This is a genomic window from Microbacterium sp. A94 (assembly GCF_051842855.1).
GTDB lineage: Bacteria > Actinomycetota > Actinomycetes > Actinomycetales > Microbacteriaceae > Microbacterium.
The window spans coordinates 367,886-383,707 of sequence record NZ_JBPXMU010000002.1; the positions used below are offsets into that span (position 1 = coordinate 367,886).

The 15,822-nt window shown below is 66.0% G+C and carries 18 protein-coding genes; 3 read left to right on the forward strand and 15 right to left on the reverse strand.

Annotation, left to right across the window (positions count from 1 at the left end):
* Positions 1-50: 50 nt before the first annotated feature.
* Together ACSU1L_RS07620 and ACSU1L_RS07625 are read left to right on the forward strand one after the other, a co-directional pair.
* On the forward strand, positions 51-365 hold the full coding sequence (locus ACSU1L_RS07620; RefSeq protein WP_438253811.1) for a DUF2470 domain-containing protein: 315 nt from the start codon (positions 51-53) through the stop codon (positions 363-365).
* Between the two features lie 48 nt (positions 366-413).
* Positions 414-1,061: a heme oxygenase (biliverdin-producing) gene (locus ACSU1L_RS07625; protein WP_439255297.1), complete on the forward strand. Its 648-nt coding sequence runs from the start codon at positions 414-416 to the stop codon at positions 1,059-1,061.
* Between the two features lie 3 nt (positions 1,062-1,064).
* On the opposite strand, the gene ACSU1L_RS07630 is transcribed toward ACSU1L_RS07625, so the two are convergent.
* A complete protein-coding gene (locus ACSU1L_RS07630; RefSeq protein ID WP_438253809.1) occupies positions 1,065-2,450 on the reverse strand; it encodes an ATP-dependent DNA helicase in 1,386 nt (461 codons plus the stop codon).
* Between the two features lie 70 nt (positions 2,451-2,520).
* Between ACSU1L_RS07630 and ACSU1L_RS07635 the strand changes: the two genes are divergently transcribed.
* On the forward strand, positions 2,521-3,579 hold the full coding sequence (locus tag ACSU1L_RS07635) for a hypothetical protein (RefSeq protein ID WP_439255298.1): 1,059 nt from the start codon (positions 2,521-2,523) through the stop codon (positions 3,577-3,579).
* Between the two features lie 52 nt (positions 3,580-3,631).
* On the opposite strand, the gene ACSU1L_RS07640 is transcribed toward ACSU1L_RS07635, so the two are convergent.
* The 14 genes from ACSU1L_RS07640 to ACSU1L_RS07705 all read right to left on the reverse strand — a co-directional run bounded on the left by ACSU1L_RS07640 (position 3,632) and on the right by ACSU1L_RS07705 (position 15,747).
* Positions 3,632-5,644, reverse strand: a complete 2,013-nt coding sequence (locus ACSU1L_RS07640) for a cytochrome c oxidase assembly protein (protein ID WP_439255299.1) — start codon at positions 5,642-5,644, stop codon at positions 3,632-3,634.
* Between the two features lie 79 nt (positions 5,645-5,723).
* The gene (locus ACSU1L_RS07645) at positions 5,724-6,011 is read right to left on the reverse strand and encodes an HU family DNA-binding protein (protein ID WP_438253806.1); all 288 of its coding nucleotides are present in this window, start codon (positions 6,009-6,011) and stop codon (positions 5,724-5,726) included.
* A gap of 475 nt (positions 6,012-6,486) precedes the next feature.
* Positions 6,487-7,311, reverse strand: a complete 825-nt coding sequence (locus ACSU1L_RS07650) for a type IV toxin-antitoxin system AbiEi family antitoxin domain-containing protein (RefSeq protein ID WP_439255300.1) — start codon at positions 7,309-7,311, stop codon at positions 6,487-6,489.
* A gap of 282 nt (positions 7,312-7,593) precedes the next feature.
* On the reverse strand, positions 7,594-7,899 hold the full coding sequence (rpsN, locus tag ACSU1L_RS07655) for a 30S ribosomal protein S14 (protein WP_438253804.1): 306 nt from the start codon (positions 7,897-7,899) through the stop codon (positions 7,594-7,596).
* A gap of 2 nt (positions 7,900-7,901) precedes the next feature.
* Complete coding sequence (gene rpmG, locus ACSU1L_RS07660; RefSeq protein ID WP_438253803.1) at positions 7,902-8,072, reverse strand: 50S ribosomal protein L33; 171 nt, start codon at positions 8,070-8,072, stop codon at positions 7,902-7,904.
* On the reverse strand, positions 8,072-8,308 hold the full coding sequence (gene rpmB / locus ACSU1L_RS07665; RefSeq protein WP_438253802.1) for a 50S ribosomal protein L28: 237 nt from the start codon (positions 8,306-8,308) through the stop codon (positions 8,072-8,074). The genes rpmG and rpmB overlap by 1 nt, the downstream gene beginning before the upstream one ends.
* A 136-nt stretch (positions 8,309-8,444) precedes the next feature.
* Entirely contained in the window at positions 8,445-9,107 is a 663-nt protein-coding gene (locus ACSU1L_RS07670) for a DNA-3-methyladenine glycosylase (protein ID WP_439255301.1), read from the reverse strand.
* A gap of 4 nt (positions 9,108-9,111) precedes the next feature.
* The gene (locus tag ACSU1L_RS07675; RefSeq protein WP_439255302.1) at positions 9,112-10,722 is read right to left on the reverse strand and encodes an Ig-like domain-containing protein; all 1,611 of its coding nucleotides are present in this window, start codon (positions 10,720-10,722) and stop codon (positions 9,112-9,114) included.
* The gene (locus ACSU1L_RS07680) at positions 10,712-11,503 is read right to left on the reverse strand and encodes a TIGR03943 family putative permease subunit (RefSeq protein ID WP_439255303.1); all 792 of its coding nucleotides are present in this window, start codon (positions 11,501-11,503) and stop codon (positions 10,712-10,714) included. The genes ACSU1L_RS07675 and ACSU1L_RS07680 overlap by 11 nt, the downstream gene beginning before the upstream one ends.
* Positions 11,496-12,494: a permease gene (locus ACSU1L_RS07685; protein ID WP_438253798.1), complete on the reverse strand. Its 999-nt coding sequence runs from the start codon at positions 12,492-12,494 to the stop codon at positions 11,496-11,498. The genes ACSU1L_RS07680 and ACSU1L_RS07685 overlap by 8 nt, the downstream gene beginning before the upstream one ends.
* A gap of 53 nt (positions 12,495-12,547) precedes the next feature.
* Positions 12,548-12,955, reverse strand: coding sequence for a Fur family transcriptional regulator (locus ACSU1L_RS07690; RefSeq protein ID WP_439255304.1), 408 nt, complete (start codon positions 12,953-12,955; stop codon positions 12,548-12,550).
* 46 nt (positions 12,956-13,001) lie between these two features.
* Positions 13,002-13,871, reverse strand: coding sequence for a metal ABC transporter permease (locus ACSU1L_RS07695; protein ID WP_439255305.1), 870 nt, complete (start codon positions 13,869-13,871; stop codon positions 13,002-13,004).
* Positions 13,868-14,701 carry a metal ABC transporter ATP-binding protein gene (locus tag ACSU1L_RS07700; protein ID WP_439255306.1) on the reverse strand — a complete coding sequence of 278 codons (834 nt, stop codon included), beginning with the start codon at positions 14,699-14,701 and terminating at the stop codon, positions 13,868-13,870. The genes ACSU1L_RS07695 and ACSU1L_RS07700 overlap by 4 nt, the downstream gene beginning before the upstream one ends.
* On the reverse strand, positions 14,698-15,747 hold the full coding sequence (locus ACSU1L_RS07705; protein WP_439255307.1) for a metal ABC transporter substrate-binding protein: 1,050 nt from the start codon (positions 15,745-15,747) through the stop codon (positions 14,698-14,700). The genes ACSU1L_RS07700 and ACSU1L_RS07705 overlap by 4 nt, the downstream gene beginning before the upstream one ends.
* Between the last annotated feature and the right edge of the window lie 75 nt (positions 15,748-15,822).

Sequence of the window (15,822 nt, forward strand, 5' to 3'; positions counted from 1 at the left end):
GCAAACTCGTCACCGAAGCGGTCCACTTCGGGGAGACGTACAGTAAACAGGTGCCCCATATTTTCGAAGACGACGTCGTCTCAGCCGTTCTCCACCACATGAATAACGACCATGCCGCAGACAACCTCCTCATCTCACAGGCCAACGCCGCGGCATCCGATCTGAAGATCACGAGCGCCGAGATGATCGACTTCACCGGCACCGGCGGCATCTGGCAGATCGTGCGCGCCGGAATCCCGGAGCAGCTGGATATCCCGTGGCTCGGTGGCTCGATCACGGAGCGCGCAGACGTGCGCCGCGAGATCGTCGCACTGTACGACCAAGCGTGCGCGCGACTCGGCGTGGCCGCGCGTCCGCATGACTGATCGAGCGCGACCCTTCTGTTTCAGTTAGGCGACCCTTACACTGAGCGCATGGCGGAACTCATCTCCTTCTCAGCGGCCCTGCGTGAACGCTCCTCGACATCGCACTCGCAAAGCGAGCACGCGGGCTTCATGTCCGACCTGCTGAAGGGCGAGGGCTCCCGCGAGGACTACATCGCCCTGGTCTCGCAGCATTACTTCATCTACGACGCGCTGGAGTCGATGGGTCAGCAGATGAAAAACGACCCGGTGGCGGCCGTCTTCATCACCGACAAGCTGACCCGGCTACCTGCCCTGGAATCCGACCTGGAGTTCCTCGTCGGCGCCGATTGGCGCGAGCAGATCACACCGCTGCCGACCACCCAGCGCTACGTGCAGCGCATCCGCGAGGTCGGTGCCGCCTGGCCTGGCGGGTTCGTCGCGCACCACTACACTCGCTACCTCGGCGATCTGTCCGGCGGCGTGTTCATCGGCCGGGTCATGCAGCGCCGGTTCGGGTTCGAAACGAACGGGATCGGCTTCTACCTGTTCGACGACATCGCCGACCCGAAGTCTTTCAAGGACGTCTACCGCGAGCAGTTGGATGCTGCGCCCTGGGATGATGCGGAACGCGAACGCGTCATCGACGAGGTGCTGCTGGCGTACCGCTTCAACACCGAGCTTTTCGAAGACCTCGATCGGGCGCGCGCAGCCGCCTAAGTGTCAGGAGCCGTCGACCTCGGGAGTGGATGCCTTCTCCCACGCTTCGCGCATGAAACGGCGCACGTCCTCATCGACCTTGATATCGCTGGGACGCAGCGGTCGCGACAGGTACAGCCCGTCGAGTGATGTGAGCCGCGACAGCGCCACGTAGGTCTGTCCCGGAGCGAATGCGCCGCCACCGAGATCGATGATCGCCCGGTCGTAGGTCTTGCCCTGCGACTTGTGGATCGTCACCGCCCACGCCAATCGCAGCGGGAACTGCATGAACTCGGCGATCACGTCACGGCTGAGGGTCTTGGCGCTCGGATCGTAGGAGTACCGGAACCTCTCCCAGACGGCCGGCTCGACATCGACGTCCTCGCCGTCGATCTCCACCCGTACCGCGCCGCCGAGGATGCGCTTGACCGTGCCGATGGTGCCGTTCACCCAGCGCGGCGGCTCGCCGGTCATCGACACGTCGTTGCGCAGGAACATCACCTGCGCGCCGATCTTGAGCTTCAACTCGGCATCCGCCGGGTACGAGGCATCCCCTCGCCCGAAATCTCCATTGATCTCAGCCCGGGCGGTCTGCTCCTTACCAGCGAGGGCTGCCAGGTGACGACGATTGATGTTGTTGACGATGTCGTTTCGGGTGGCGAGCGTGATCATCGGCACCTCCCCCGGCTCCGGGTCGGGTGGCGTGCGCGTGCCCTGGGTGTTGAGCACCTCGGCGATCTCGGCGGTGACTCGCCCGTAGCGCACCGCATTCAGCATCGATTTGAAGCCATCGTCGGACTGTCGATGGATCTGTACGAGTTCGCGCACGTGCAGCTGCGCGCCGTACCGGCCGAGGTCGATGAGCCCATCCGCCTCGCCCATCGTCGCCCCCGCCCACACCTTGGCGTCGAAGAACCAGAATGAGCGGTAGTGATCCTGCACATAGCGCAACTCGTCGCCGCGCGGCGGCACTGGCGCGAGCTGGTACGGATCCCCGAACATGACGACCTGCACGCCACCGAACGGCTCGGCACGACGTCCGCGCGCCTGGCGCAGAGCTCGATCCATGCCATCCATCAGATCCGCGTTGACCATCGAGATCTCGTCGATCACGAGGGTATCGATGGCGTTCAGGATGCGACGGGTGGCGTCGTTCTGCTCGATCTCGCTCTCGGCGATCAGCCCGATCGGTAGGCGGAACAGCGAGTGGATCGTCTGGCCCTCGACATTGAGGGCCGCAACACCGGTCGGGGCGCAAATGGCAATCTGCTTCTCGGTGTTCCAGGCGAAGTACTGCAGCAGCGTCGATTTTCCGGTGCCGGCCCGTCCGGTGATGAAAACGTGCTCCCTGGTGTCTTCGATCAGTCGATACAGCTCCTGCTGCTCATCGGACAGTGCGGGAAAGGACACGACACTAATCGTACGTCGCCATCCGGCGGCGCTCGGCACTGTCACAGCGGGCTGCTTCTAGACTGGCGCCATGGATCAGCCCGGGACGAGGACGCCGCGTGTGCGCCGCCTGGGTACCGACCTCACGATTCTGACCCTCGTGGGCATCCTGCTTCTCGCTGCTTTCGGCGCCGGTGGGCTGGCGCTGTACACCCAGTTCTACGGTCCGGCGGCCTTTGTCACGCGGTACCTCGATCTGCTCTCCGAGGGCCGCGCCGCCGATGCGCTGCTTGTTCCTGGCGTCGCCATCGATCGCCTCACCGTCGAGGAGGCCGGCATCGATCCTGTCTCCTCGGAGGCGCTGCTACGCCGTGCTGCGCTCGCTCCGCTCAGCGACATCACCGTCGTGTCTCAAGAGGCTGCGGACGGCGTTACCTCGGTCACGGTGTCTTATGTCGCCGGCACCCACCCCGGAACGAGCACCTTCGAGGTGGAGCAGGATGGCTGGGTCGGCGTCACTCCGAACTGGCGCTTCACCCGCACGCCGCTGGCCGCAATATCGCTGAGCGTCCTGGGCGCCGACCAGTTCGCGGTCAACGGCTTCCAGATCGATCGGCATCAGATCTCTCCGGCGGGCGCGGATGCTGACCCTCTCGATCCCCTCTCACTGCTGGTGTTCACTCCTGGTGTGTACTCCGTGACCGTGGACACCGCGATATCCGCATCGCGCGGCGTCAGCATCCTCGCCGACTCTCCACTGATGCAGACCCCGGTCGATCTGCAGACGACCCCCACCGAGGGGTTCGTCGAGGTCGTGCAGACGCGCGTGGAAGAGTTCCTCACCCAGTGCACGACGCAACAGGTGCTGCTGCCCACGGCTTGCCCCTTCGGGCTCGAGGTGCAGAACCGACTCGCGAGCCTTCCGGAGTGGTCGATCAGCTCTCAGCCGACCGTGACCGTCGAACCGGACGGCGCGCACTGGAGGATTCCCGCGGCAGAAGCCGTCGCGCACATCGAGGTCGACATCCGCTCGCTCTTCGATGGCTCGATCCAGCATGTGTCCGAAGACGTGCCGTTCCAGGTGGACGGCACGATCGTGATCCTGCCGGACGGCTCGGCATCCATTCGGGTCGGCTCGCCGGGCGAGTAGGGCACCGGACTCGGCCGGATTCGGCCGGACTCGAGCCAGCCGCGTACCGGATTCAGCCGCTCTCGCGCTCCGCGCGGAGCTGATCACGATCGGCGAGCTGCGCCAACTGGGCGTTGTACTCCTCGAGCTCGGCCTCGCCGGTGCGGTCGGCGTGACGATCGCTGCGGCGCTGGATCTTCACGTCATCCCGGCTCCACTGGATCGCCACTGTGATCGCCAAGATCAACGTCGGAATCTCACCGACCGACCAGGCGATGCCGCCACCGATGTACTGGTCCTCCATCGGTGTCGGGCCCCAGGTGCGCCCCATCGATCCGAACCATTCCGCGACCATCAGCCCCTCCTGCATCATGATGGCGACGCCGAAGAAGGCGTGCATCGCCATGATGGCGATCAGGGTGATGAGCCTGCCCGGGTACGGCAGGCGATACGGGACCGGGTCGATGCCGACCAGCGACATCACGAACAGGTAGCCCGAGATCAGGAAGTGGATGATCATCCACTCGTGGCCCAGATGCTCGTACATCGCCCAGCGCACGAGGTCGGTGAAGTAGAAGGCCCACAGCGAACCCATGAAGATACCGGCCGCAACGAACGGGTGCGTGATGATGCGCGAGAACGGCGAGTGCACCGCCCACATAATCCATTCGCGTGCGCCGCGGGTGCCGTCATCCCGTTTGTGGATGCTGCGCAGCGCCAGCGTGATGGGCGCCCCCGAGACGAGCAGCAGCGGGATCGCCATGGACAGCACCATGTGCCCGAGCATGTGCACGCTGAACAGGTATTCCTGGTACAGGTTCAGCGGACCATTGGTGACCCAGAACAGCAGGATCAGGCCCAGCACCCAGAACACGGTGCGGTGGATCGGCCAGCGATCGCCGCGCCGGTGCATCCGCCAGACTCCGGCCAGGTAGAAGAAAAGTCCGAGTGCTGTGGCGACGACCCAGAGGATGTCGAAGTCCCACCCGGTGAACCACATGTCGATGGTGAACTCCGGCGGCAGCGGAGCGCGGCTCAGGATTTCGGCCGGCGTCTTGCGGATAGCGGCGACATCGCCGGTCGGCGGAGGTGTACGCGCCAGCGCCGCGGCAGCACCGGATGCCAGGCCCATGAGTGCGACTTCGCACAGCACCAGCATCCAGAACCAGCGCGATGCCCGCTCGCCGTCCAGCCGCGGAATCAGGCGCGCGCGGTACCAGGCGCCGAGAAGGCCCATGGCGCCCAGCAGCACCACCTTGGCGAGGATAATGAGGCCGTACGGCGTCCACAGCCCCGCCCAGTCGCCGAGTCCGACGATCGAGCGGACGATGCCGGAGACCGCGACGACGAAGAACGCAGCGATCGCCAGGCTCGAGTACCGGCTCACCAGCGCGACGGGTTTGACACCCGGCGCGCCACGCAGGATGACCAGCAGGATCAGACCGCCCAGCCATACCGCGGCGCCGATCGTGTGCAGCAGAATCGAGTTGACGGCGAGCACGTGTCCGGACAGCTCGCCCGAATGCCCCTGGGTGGCCATCGGCAGCAGGGATGCCACGGCGATGACAGCGGTGATCAGCACGAAGGTCCAGGTGCGCCAAGCGAACAGCAGGATCGTGACGACCGCGCCCATGAGCATCGTGATCAGCCAGGCCTGACCGAGGGGCAGCTCGAAGAAGAAGCGCCCGAGCTGCTCGCCGAACTGATCGTCAAGGCTGAATTGGATGCCGGAGAAAGCGCTGCGGAAGGTCAGGAACCCGGTCGCTCCCGCTGAAACGGTGAAAATGGCGGCGCCGATGGATGCGGCATCCATCGCGGTTTCAAAGGGCTTGTCCCCCGCCTTGAGGGCGAACAGTGCGAGCACGATCGAACCGATCATCACCGCAGCGCTGAGATTATTCACGGTGCGAGCGACCGGCAGCCCCCAGCGCACGAGCGCACCGGGGTCCTGCAGCAGCTGCTCTGCGGCACCGCCACCGAAGGCGAGACCGGCGATGAGGGCGACAGCGGAGGCGATCGCAAGAATGAGGATGCCGCCCGCACGGTACACCGAGGACTGCGCGGTGCGGGAGCCGAGGGAAGTCACCCCTCCAGCCTAAGCTCGCTCGGCCCGGAGAATGCACGAAGGCCGCCCCCGGAGGGACGGCCTTACGAGCGGAGCAGTCTTACTTGACGGCTGCCTTCAGCTTGGAACCAGCGGTCACCTTGACGCGCTGGCCAGCGGGGATCTTGATCTCGGCGCCGGTCTGGGGGTTGCGGCCCGTGCGAGCTGCGGTCTCGACACGCTCGAAAGCGATCCAGCCCGGGATCGAGACCTTGCTGCCCTTGGCAACAGCGTCAGAAACCGTGGCGAAGAGCGAGTCGAGGACGCCCGAGACGGTGGCCTGGCTCTGGCCAGTGGCGGAAGCGATGCTCGCGACGAGCTCGGTCTTGGTGATGGACTTGTCAGCCATGTCATCCTCCAGCGACGAAGTGTCGCATTGATTGGGTTATCGGAGCGGATGCTCCTGGTCGAGTGACCGCCTCGAATGTATCAACCACCATCGACATTTCCGCGTCATTTCGCGGGTTTTGGGGTTTTTGTGCGCGTGTCGCGTCACTTTTGCCACTTCAGTCACAGAATTGCGGGTGTCTGGGGTGGCTGCGGGCGCATTGTTGGGTGCTGCGGAGGGCCTGCTGCGCCACCGCTGCGCCACGGCCGCGCCGGGATGCTGCACCGCCGCGTTGGGAGGAAAACGCAGCGTTGGGCGGAGCTTCAGCCGCAAATTCTCCGCCCATGCGTGCGTTCTCCGCCTATGCGTGTGGCCGCGTTCCGCCTACGAGTGCGGCCGCGTTCCGCCTATGCGTGTGGCCGCTGTTCCGCCTACGAGTGCGGCCGCGTTCTGCTCTGGCCGAAGGCGCAAGAGCATCGGGATGCTGATGCTCAGGTCAGCGGGCCAGATGGAGACGCTGGGCAACGGCCGCCATGATCAGTGCCTGAACCTGCGGCCAGTGATCCATGAGTTGCGCGTAGCTCACCCTGATCACGTGATACCCGTGCAGCTTCAGGAGTGCGTCATGCGCGATGTCGCTGGTGCGCTGCGCGCCGACATGGTGACCGCCGTCGATCTGCACCACGAGCCTGTCACCGATGAGGAAATCTACCGGATGCCCGAGCAGCCAGGCTTGCGGCACGATCTGCAGCTTCAGCCAACGCAACCGTGTGAAGAAGATGGTTTCGGTCCCCGCATCCGCGAAGGGCCGTGCCTCGGCGAGCAGACGGCGCGCGACCGGAGGCAGCGGGGTGCGATTGAGAAGGGCATGGTCGAGCTTGCCCTTCTTCAGCGCCGACTCCCATACCGACAGCGCCGACTCATGCGGTTGGCATCGCGCCACGAGGACGAGCGCATTCTCGATCGAGTCTTCGCACGAGTCGGGATCCCGCGGGAACAACGGCTCGTTCCAGTGGATGACGCCGCGCTCCACCTTCGCATGACCCGAGTTCGCCGGCGCCGCAACGTGCGGGTCAGAGGCCTCGAGCACCCACAGCCCTCTTCTCGCGGCGAGCGTGACGCAGCTGAGCACCACACCTCGTCGCGCAGCAGTCACCAGCATCGGGTCGGCCGAGGCCAACGCCACCCAGTCCCGGCACACCGAAAGTATCCAGCCCTGTTCGCGCGCTCTGCGCAGCGCATGTGTGCTGACGCCGGCTCGGCGCAGGGTGTCCACGCGCGCCACGCCACCGCGGTCTTGAAGCTCGAGGATCGGATCCATCGCTCGATCATGACGCTGCCAACACCCCAGCACATCCGGAGATCGCACGTTCGGTGGAGAAACACGTCGGCCTCGGAAGCGTGCAGAAGAACTTGCGACAGCGATGCCATCATCGCCATCAGCATCCGCACGCTCGGGAGGAGAACGCAGTGTTGGGCGGAGCCCCAGCCGCGGATTCTCCGCCCAACGCTGCGAACTCCGCCCAACGCTGCGGGTCCAACTCCACCCCGGGCACGCAAAAGGGGCGAGGTTCCGAAGAACCTCGCCCCTAGAAAGCGATGCTTACCAGCTCGACTTGGTGATACCGGGCAGCTCGCCACGGTGTGCCATGTCGCGGAAGCGCACGCGCGAGATGCCGAACTTCGTCAGCATTCCGCGGGGGCGTCCGTCGATGGCGTCACGCGAACGCACGCGCACCGGCGAAGCGTTGCGCGGAAGCTTCTGCAGACCGATACGTGCGGCCTCGCGGGCCTCGTCGGTTGCATTCGGGTCGACCAGTGTCTTCTTCAGCTCGAGGCGACGCTCTGCGTAACGCTCGACAATGACCTTGCGCTGCTCGTTACGAGCGATCTTGCTCTTCTTCGCCATGTTTAGCGCTCCTCGCGGAAATCGACGTGCTTGCGGACGACCGGGTCGTACTTCTTCAGCACGAGGCGGTCGGGGGTGTTACGACGGTTCTTCTTGGTCACGTAGGTGTAACCAGTGCCTGCCGTCGAACGCAGCTTGATGATCGGACGAACGTCCTGAGACTTCTTAGCCATTAGAGCTTGACACCCTTCGCCTGGAGGTCCTTGACGACGTTCTCGATGCCACGCACGTCGATCACCTTGATGCCCTTGGCGGACACGTTCAGGGTGATCTTACGGCCGAGCGAGGCCACGAAATAGGTCTTCTTCTGCACGTTCGGGTCGAAGCGACGCTTCGTCCGGCGGTGCGAGTGCGAGATGTTGTGACCGAAGCCGGGAACAGCTCCTGTCACCTGGCACACTGCTGCCATGTGATTACTCCTTCATTACCGTGAGGCCGGACGGCCTCACCCAAGATCCCTTGTCTGCATGCCCCCGACGCTTCTGCAAAAGCTCGGCGAACGAAGGACACGCGAACTGCGCACAGGAGTGTGCGCAGACAAAGAGTCAGTTTAGCATGGCCTGAGCATCCGCCGCGCCGCGTCCCCAGCGGAACGGCGAGACCGACGGGTCACCATCGATCCAGAATCGCCAGGGGAACGCGCTGGTTCCCGCGATGCCCGCGACGCCGACGCGCGGTCCGGCAGCAATCCCGGTGACCGGATCCCCGAGCCACAACTGCGCGCGAGCACCGTTGAGGGTGTCGCCGGTGATCGCGTCGATGCCGTCGTGCAGAGCGTGCCGGAGTCCGGAGACCTGCCCGAGCCGTCCGGGTCCGCGAGCGAGGTCGCGTCCGGTTCTGCCGGATCGGGATGCCGCGGCATCCGCCCCTGCAATGACTGACCCGGCGCGCAGCAGCACTCCGCCGGCGAGGCCGTCGGGTCCGCACACCACATTCACGCACGAGTGGATGCCATGACTGAGGTAAACGTAGAGGTGTCCGGGCTCGCCCCACATCGTGTCGTTACGGGCCGTGCGGCCCATGCGCGCATGGGAACCGGGATCGGGTGTGGGGCCGGTGCCCTGCCCGTGATAGGCCTCGACCTCGGTGATACGCAGGTGAACCTCGGCACCATCGACCACGGTCTGCAGCTGCGCGCCCAGCAGTCTCGGCGCGATATCGAGCGGGAGGCCCTCGAGATCGGCTCGTGTCGCCAGGCGCAGCGTCATGACCTCAGAATGCCGGCGCCATCTGGCACCAGGAGACGTCGAAGCCGGTCAGAACAACCAGCTCCTCGCCCGAGCGCAGATCCATCAAGTGGGTTTCCAGCGCCTTCGGCAGCGCGACACCCATGTCGTCGTACGCGTTGTCGATCAGGTTCGGCGCAACAGTCACCGCCGCATACTGCCCGCTGGGCGATGCGCACGCCTGCAGGATCGCACTGCCGGATGCCACCTCGAGAAGCGGTGTGGCGGCACCGGCCTCGTCGACGCGGATGATCGCCTGCCCGGTCGGGAGCCCCGTCTCGTCACGCGCCACGATGTGCCGCAGCGTGCCACCGGGGAACGGAGTGATCGTGGTGGCTGCGCCATAGTCGGGATCGGATGCTGCCAGCGGCGTCTCCGAGCCATCGGCCAGGTTCAGTTCGACCGTGCTGCCGTCGATCTTCTCGACGATGGCGGTGTAGGTGCCGCGGGAGACTCCGAGCAGTCGCATTACGATGCCCAGGTTCTGCGCACCGGCATCCCCCGAGCGATCATCCAGCGAGAGCGTCCCGGCAAAGTCGATGAAGAGCACCGCAGCGGAATCCGGCACGAACTGCCACTCCGCGATACTGGCCTCGTCGTCGCCGACCGTCACGATCTGCGGTTCACTGTCTTCGCTGAGAGACTGGGTCACCAGCACGCTCGCGCGGCCACTGTCCTCGCTGATCGTGCGGTCCGAATAGATGTAGCCGACCAGCCCGCCCCGATCAGATACCTGCACCGAACTGACATAGCCGTCTCCGGGCAGCGTCAGCTCGCGCACGTTCTTGGCCTGCCGGTTCATGATCAGGATGCGCGAACCGCCGTCGTCCTCGACCGCGACGACCAGGCCGGTCGATGTGGCCCGATAGTCGTTGATTCGCGGGTGGGAGAACACCGGGATCGCCTTCTCGCCGGTGAGGTCGGTGCGGAAGATCGTGTCGTCCTCGTCGGTGCGGTTGAGGAGGAAGATCTCGGATGCCGGCGTCGTGAAGCTCTCTGTCAGCTCAGATGCCGGGCCACCGCCGGTTCCCACGACATCGGCGACGCGGACGGTGTAGTCGGTGGCGTCGTCGAGGGGGACGGTGAATCGGATGCCGATGCTCCGGCCGGCGGCATCCACCGTGAACGGCACGGCAGGATCAACCGTGACCTGCGAGGCGTCGATTGGCTCCAGCGCCTGGTTGGCGGTGAGCACGACCCGACTGCCGGAGAGCTCGATCGCCTCGGCGGGTTCGACCTGCACTTCGGTGAGCCGTGGCCCCTGGGCAAGGCTGAGCGCGCTCAGGCCGGCGACGATGACAGCGAGGACGCCGACGACGCCGAACAGCGCCAGGCGGAAGCGGCGCGTGTCGGGCCGCGTGGTCTCGCTCCGTTCGCTCGACGGCGGAGACGACGGAGACGACGGAGACGACGGAGACGACGGAGACGACGGAGGGGGATCCGGCACCGGCAGAGCCTCCGCGGGCACGCCGACGCTCTCCACGACCGGAACCTCAGCAACCGGAACCGGCGGGATCTCCGCACGCTGAGCTGCCTCGCGCGCAGCGCGTGCTTCAGCTCGAGTCTGGGGCGGCGGCGAATGACCCTCAGTACTCATAGGGATCCCCGGGCTCGTCGATCTCGGTGACCGAGGTCGGGATGACGCGCAACGAGCCGTCCTCGGCGGCCTTGACGGTGCCGGTGACCTCGATCCACTGCCCGGTTCCGTACTCAGCCGCATCAACACTGACCGGAACCGCGGCCGGCTGAGCGTCAATCACGCAGTGGGTGATCACCATGCGCGTCAGGTTGACAGCATCCGCGTCTTGGCTCGGCGTGACGAAGCCGGTAAGCGTGACCGTCGAGCCGTCATAGGACTCGGGACGCGATGCGGTGGCGAACACGCTCGACCACTCGCCGATCCCGAAGGCCGTGGTGTCGGCAACTCCGAGTGTCGGCGTGTCCGCACCCGCGAACAGCGCGCCGCCCGCATCCGAGCGCGACATGGCAAGCTCCACCGACAGGGATGCCGGCGGAAGGACGAGCGCTGCGATGACGACACCGGAGGCCACGACCCCGCCGGTCACCGCGCCCGCGACGCCGAGCGAGCGGCGTCGTGAAGTCGCGGGTACGTCTGGATCCGCGGCATCCATCTCGCCATGATCGTGACCGTGATCGGTTTCCGTACCGAGCGGCAGCGCGCAGGACCACACGGCGCCGGCGAGCACCACCACAGCACCGGCGCAGGCGAACCAGATCGACTCGGGGCTGATGTAGAGCGTGAGCTGGCCCGCGATTCCGAGGCCCAGGGTCACGATGGAGATGACCACTGCAAGGCCGAGACCGAGCCAGCGCGAGCCGATGGCGCGCCAACGCGATGGCGCAGGTGAATCAGCCAAAGACGTTCACCCCGATTCCGATCGCGAAGGAACAGGCAAGCACCACCGCGACGACTCCGGCGAGCGTCCGGGCGGTGAAAGTGGTGCGCAACAGCGCCAGCATCTTCACGTCGACGAGCGGTCCGACCAGCAGGAACGCGATCAGCGCGCCAGACGAGAACGTCGACGCGAACGACAGCGCGAAGAAGGCATCGACGTTCGAGCAGATCGCAACCGTCATCGCCAATGCCATCATCGCGAGGATCGACAGCACCGGGTTCGATCCGATCGACAGCAGAACATCTCGCGGAATCAGCACCTGCACCGCTCCGGCGAGCGCCGAGCCGATCACCAGCGCGGGCATGACCGCACGCAGCTCGACGAGGAACTGCGTGAGGCTGCGCTTGGTGGGCGTGCCGTGCTCATGCGAGACGCGCTCGCAGGTGGCGGTGAACTGCTGCGTGAGCAGGGCATCCGGTGAGGGGTGGCGGCTGTAGATCCAGCCGATGAGGTTGGCGATGAGGTAGCCGCCGACGAGGCGCGCGACGAGGATGCCGCCGTCCCAACCGAACGCGGCATGCGTGGTGATGATGACGATCGGGTTGACGATGGGCGCCGCGATCAGGAAGGTCATCGCTTCGGCAGGCGCGAGTCCGCGCATCATCAGGCCACGGGCGAAGGGCACGTTTCCGCACTCGCACACCGGGATCAGCATCCCGAGCAGCGAGAGCACGGCACGCCGCGCCCAGCCCTGGCGGGGCAGCCAGCGCTGAATGGCATCGGGCGGCAGCCACACCTGCACGACGATCGAGAGGACGACGCCGAGCACGATGAACGGCAGCGCCTCGATGAGGACGCTCAACGCCAGCGTGAGTCCGTCCTGGGCACGTGTGGGCAGGGAATCCTGGAACAGGGCCGGGGCGAAGCGGTCGATCAGGAACAGCGCGGCGATGATGATGGCGCCGATGCCGACACCGATCCATGGCGAGCGCGGTGTCCGCCGCCGCGGCAACCCGGTCGCTCCGCTCCCTGAGCCGGGCGAAGGGCGTTTTCCGGCGAGCGTGCTCACTCAGCCCCCGCCGCGCGCTGCTTGGTGCAGGGGGTGCACAACCCGAAGATGTCGACGACGTGCTCGGCTTCGCTGAAGCCGTGCAGGGATGCCGTGCGCTTGGCCCAGGCCTCGACGTCCTTCGCTTCGATCTCGACCGTCAACCCGCACGACCGGCAGATCAGGTGGTGGTGGTGTCCTTCGGTCGAGCAGGCACGGTAGAGAGCTTCGCCCTCAGGGCTCTGCAGCGAGTCGGCGTCTCCGGATGCCGCGAGCCCAGACAGAGCACGGTAAACGGTGGCCAGACCGATGCCGGTGTTCTCTCCGCGAAGCGTGGCGAACAGGCTCTGCGCGCTCACAAAACCGCGCGCATCCGCGAGTGCTTCGCGCACTCGTTCACGCTGCCAGGTGTTTCGCTGAGCCATGTCTCGAGTCTAGGCCGCGGTTTATGGCGTGCGGCTGAGAGCGGAACTACGCATGAGCATGCCTCCGCACGCGCTCGCGCTGGCGATGCACGACCCAGCACACCGCGTAGATCAGGAACGAAACGGTGGTGATGTACGGGCTCACCGGCAGCGTGCCGGCCAAGGCGAGAAGAATTCCGCCGACGGCCGAGATGAACCCGAACAGCGCGGCCAGCAGCGGCACCACCAGAGGACCGACGCTGATGCGCATCGCCGCAGCGGCGGGGGTGACCAACAGCGCCATCACCAGCAGCGCACCGATGATGTGCACGGCGACGGCGACGATGAGCCCGAGCAGCACCATGAACGCCAGGCTCAGCGCCCGGGTCGGGATGCCCCGCGCGGCGGCGGCGACACCGTCCAGCGAGTCGAACCGCAGTGGGTTCCACATCAACAGCAGGCTCACCAGAACGAACGCGCTGATGCCGATCAGCCAGCCGAGATCGGGGCTCGACACCGACACGATCTGACCGGTGAGCAGGCCGAATCGGTTGGCGCTGCGTCCGTCGTAGAGCGAGAGGAACAGGATGCCCAGGCCCAAGCCGAACGGCATGAGCACTCCGACGATCGAGTTGCGATCACGGGCTCTGGCGCCGAGGATGCCGATCAGGATCGCCGCCACGAGGGCACCGCCGAGGGAACCGGCCACGACGCTACCGCCGAACAGCAGGGCGCCGGCGGCACCGGCGAACGACAGCTCGCTCACGCCGTGCACCGCGAACGCGAGGTCGCGCTGCATGACGAAGACGCCGATCAACCCGCCCACGATGCCGAGCACCGCACCGGCGATGATCGAGTTGGACAGCAGCGCGACGAGCGCGCCGTAATCCTGGAAGGAGAAGACATCGCTCCAGCCGAGCAGGGGCGCGGTGATCATGCGTTCTCTCCAGCGTCGATGTCGCCGTGATCGTGGTGCGGCTCGGCATCCGGGACTCCGACAACGACAAGACGGTCGCCGGCGCGGAGCACGAAGACGGGGGTCCCGTACAGATCGGTCAGCACCCTGCTCTGCAGCACCTCGTCGGGCGTGCCGAGCACGAAGCGTCCGCCCGCGATGTAGAGGATGCGATCGACGCGGCCCAGGATCGGGTTGACGTCGTGCGTGACGAACAGCACGGCGGCTGCGCGATCGTGCCGGTGCCGGTCGATGATCTCCGTGACGCCGAGCTGGTTCGCGAGATCAAGATTCGACAGGGGCTCGTCGCACAGGAGGAGAGCGGGTTCATCGGCGAGGGCCTGCGCGACTCGCAGCCGTTGCTGCTCTCCACCGGAGAGCAAGCCGACCGGACGCTCGGCGTAGTGCGCGGCGCCGACGCCTTCGAGCAGGGCATCCACGCGCTCTCGATCGCCGCGGCGCGGAACCGGAAGACCGAACCGCGTTCCGCTGACACCGAGTGCGACCACGTCGCGGGCACGCATGCTGGTGTCCGGTGGCAGCGGCCGCTGCTGCGGGATGTATCCGATGCGCGGGTTGCCTCGTCGCACGGGAGCGCCCGCTACCGTGATGTTGCCTTCGCTGAGCGACTGCAGCCCGAGGATCGCCCGCAGGAGGGTCGTCTTGCCGGAGCCGGAGGGCCCGAGCACGGCGATGAACTCCCCCGGCGCCACGCTCAGGTCGAGACCGGACCACAGCTCGCGGTTGCCGCGATGAAGGGCGGCGCCGCGGATCTCGAGTATCGGAGCTCGCTCAGTGTCGCCCGTACTCACGACCGCAATGCGTCGGCGAGGTTCTGGATCGCATCTTGCATCCACTCAGCGTACGACGATCCATCCTCGAGGAGCTCCGTGAAAGCCACGACGGGGATGCCGGCAGCCTCGGCCGCGTCTTCGACACGCTGGGTCTCGCTGCCTCCGGTCTGCGCGTTCGTCAGGACGACGTGCACATCCCCGCTGTCGATCACGTCGAGCGCGGCGAGCAGTGCCGCCGGGGCCACGTCGTTGCCCTCTTCCACTGCCTCGGCGAAGCCCTCCGGAGTCACGTCCGTGAGCCCAGCAGCGGCGGCGATGTAGCCGGGCAGCGGTTCGGTGATGAAGACGGACGATCCAGTGAACTCGGCACCGAGCGTCTCGAGTTCTGCTTCGAAACCCTCCAGCTCCTCGATGATCGCGTCAGACGCGGCCGTGAACTCGGCAGCGCCGTCGGGGTCGAGCTCGCTCAGCTCCACGGCGATGGCTTCCACCACGTGGATCATGGTGTGCGGATCGAACCAGACATGCTCATTGAAACCCTCGATGTGGCCGTGGCCCGCGTGGTCGTCATGATCGCCGTGGTCGTCGTGTTCATCTTCGTCCGCGTGCTCTTCGCCCTCGTGGCCGTGTTCTTCGTCCGCGTGCTCTTCGCCCTCGTGGCCGTGTTCTTCGTCCGCGTGGTCCTCATGGCCCTCATTGCCCGGGTAGCCGTGTGCGGACTCGACCGCCATAAGCACATGCACGTCGGAATCGCCGATCAACGCATCGATGAAGGAGTCGTAGCCGCCACCGTTCTCGATGATGAGGTCAGCATCCTGCACAGTGAGGCGATCGCGAGCGGAGGCCTCATAGGAGTGCGGATCCTGCGCAGCGGAGGTGATGAGCGAGGACACCTCGACCCGCTCACCGCCGATCTGCTCGGCCAGTGCGCCGTAGACATTGGTCGTGGCGACGACGCGGACAACGGAGTCATCCGCGCTGTCTGCGGTGGGATCGGACGAACATCCAGCCAAGACGAGGGCGGATGCTGCCAGGAATGCGGTGGCGAGGTAGGGCTTGTGCATTCGTCTACTGTACACGCTAATGATAACCATTCTCACCATGGTCGCTGGGCGAGCACGGGTGAAGAATCGGGTGAG

Bases quoted from the DNA above. Each gene is read 5' to 3' on its own strand.
- ACSU1L_RS07625 (WP_439255297.1), top strand. From the start codon at position 414: ATGGCGGAACTCATCTCCTTCTCAGCGGCCCTGCGTGAACGCTCCTCG.
- ACSU1L_RS07635 (WP_439255298.1), top strand. From the start codon at position 2,521: ATGGATCAGCCCGGGACGAGGACGCCGCGTGTGCGCCGCCTGGGTACC.
- ACSU1L_RS07645 (WP_438253806.1), bottom strand. From the start codon at position 6,011: ATGGCTGACAAGTCCATCACCAAGACCGAGCTCGTCGCGAGCATCGCT.
- ACSU1L_RS07650 (WP_439255300.1), bottom strand. From the start codon at position 7,311: ATGGATCCGATCCTCGAGCTTCAAGACCGCGGTGGCGTGGCGCGCGTG.
- rpsN (WP_438253804.1), bottom strand. From the start codon at position 7,899: ATGGCGAAGAAGAGCAAGATCGCTCGTAACGAGCAGCGCAAGGTCATT.
- rpmG (WP_438253803.1), bottom strand. From the start codon at position 8,072: ATGGCTAAGAAGTCTCAGGACGTTCGTCCGATCATCAAGCTGCGTTCG.
- rpmB (WP_438253802.1), bottom strand. From the start codon at position 8,308: ATGGCAGCAGTGTGCCAGGTGACAGGAGCTGTTCCCGGCTTCGGTCAC.
- ACSU1L_RS07670 (WP_439255301.1), bottom strand. From the start codon at position 9,107: ATGACGCTGCGCCTGGCGACACGAGCCGATCTCGAGGGCCTCCCGCTC.
- ACSU1L_RS07675 (WP_439255302.1), bottom strand. From the start codon at position 10,722: ATGAGTACTGAGGGTCATTCGCCGCCGCCCCAGACTCGAGCTGAAGCA.
- ACSU1L_RS07690 (WP_439255304.1), bottom strand. From the start codon at position 12,955: ATGGCTCAGCGAAACACCTGGCAGCGTGAACGAGTGCGCGAAGCACTC.
- ACSU1L_RS07695 (WP_439255305.1), bottom strand. From the start codon at position 13,871: ATGATCACCGCGCCCCTGCTCGGCTGGAGCGATGTCTTCTCCTTCCAG.
- ACSU1L_RS07705 (WP_439255307.1), bottom strand. From the start codon at position 15,747: ATGCACAAGCCCTACCTCGCCACCGCATTCCTGGCAGCATCCGCCCTC.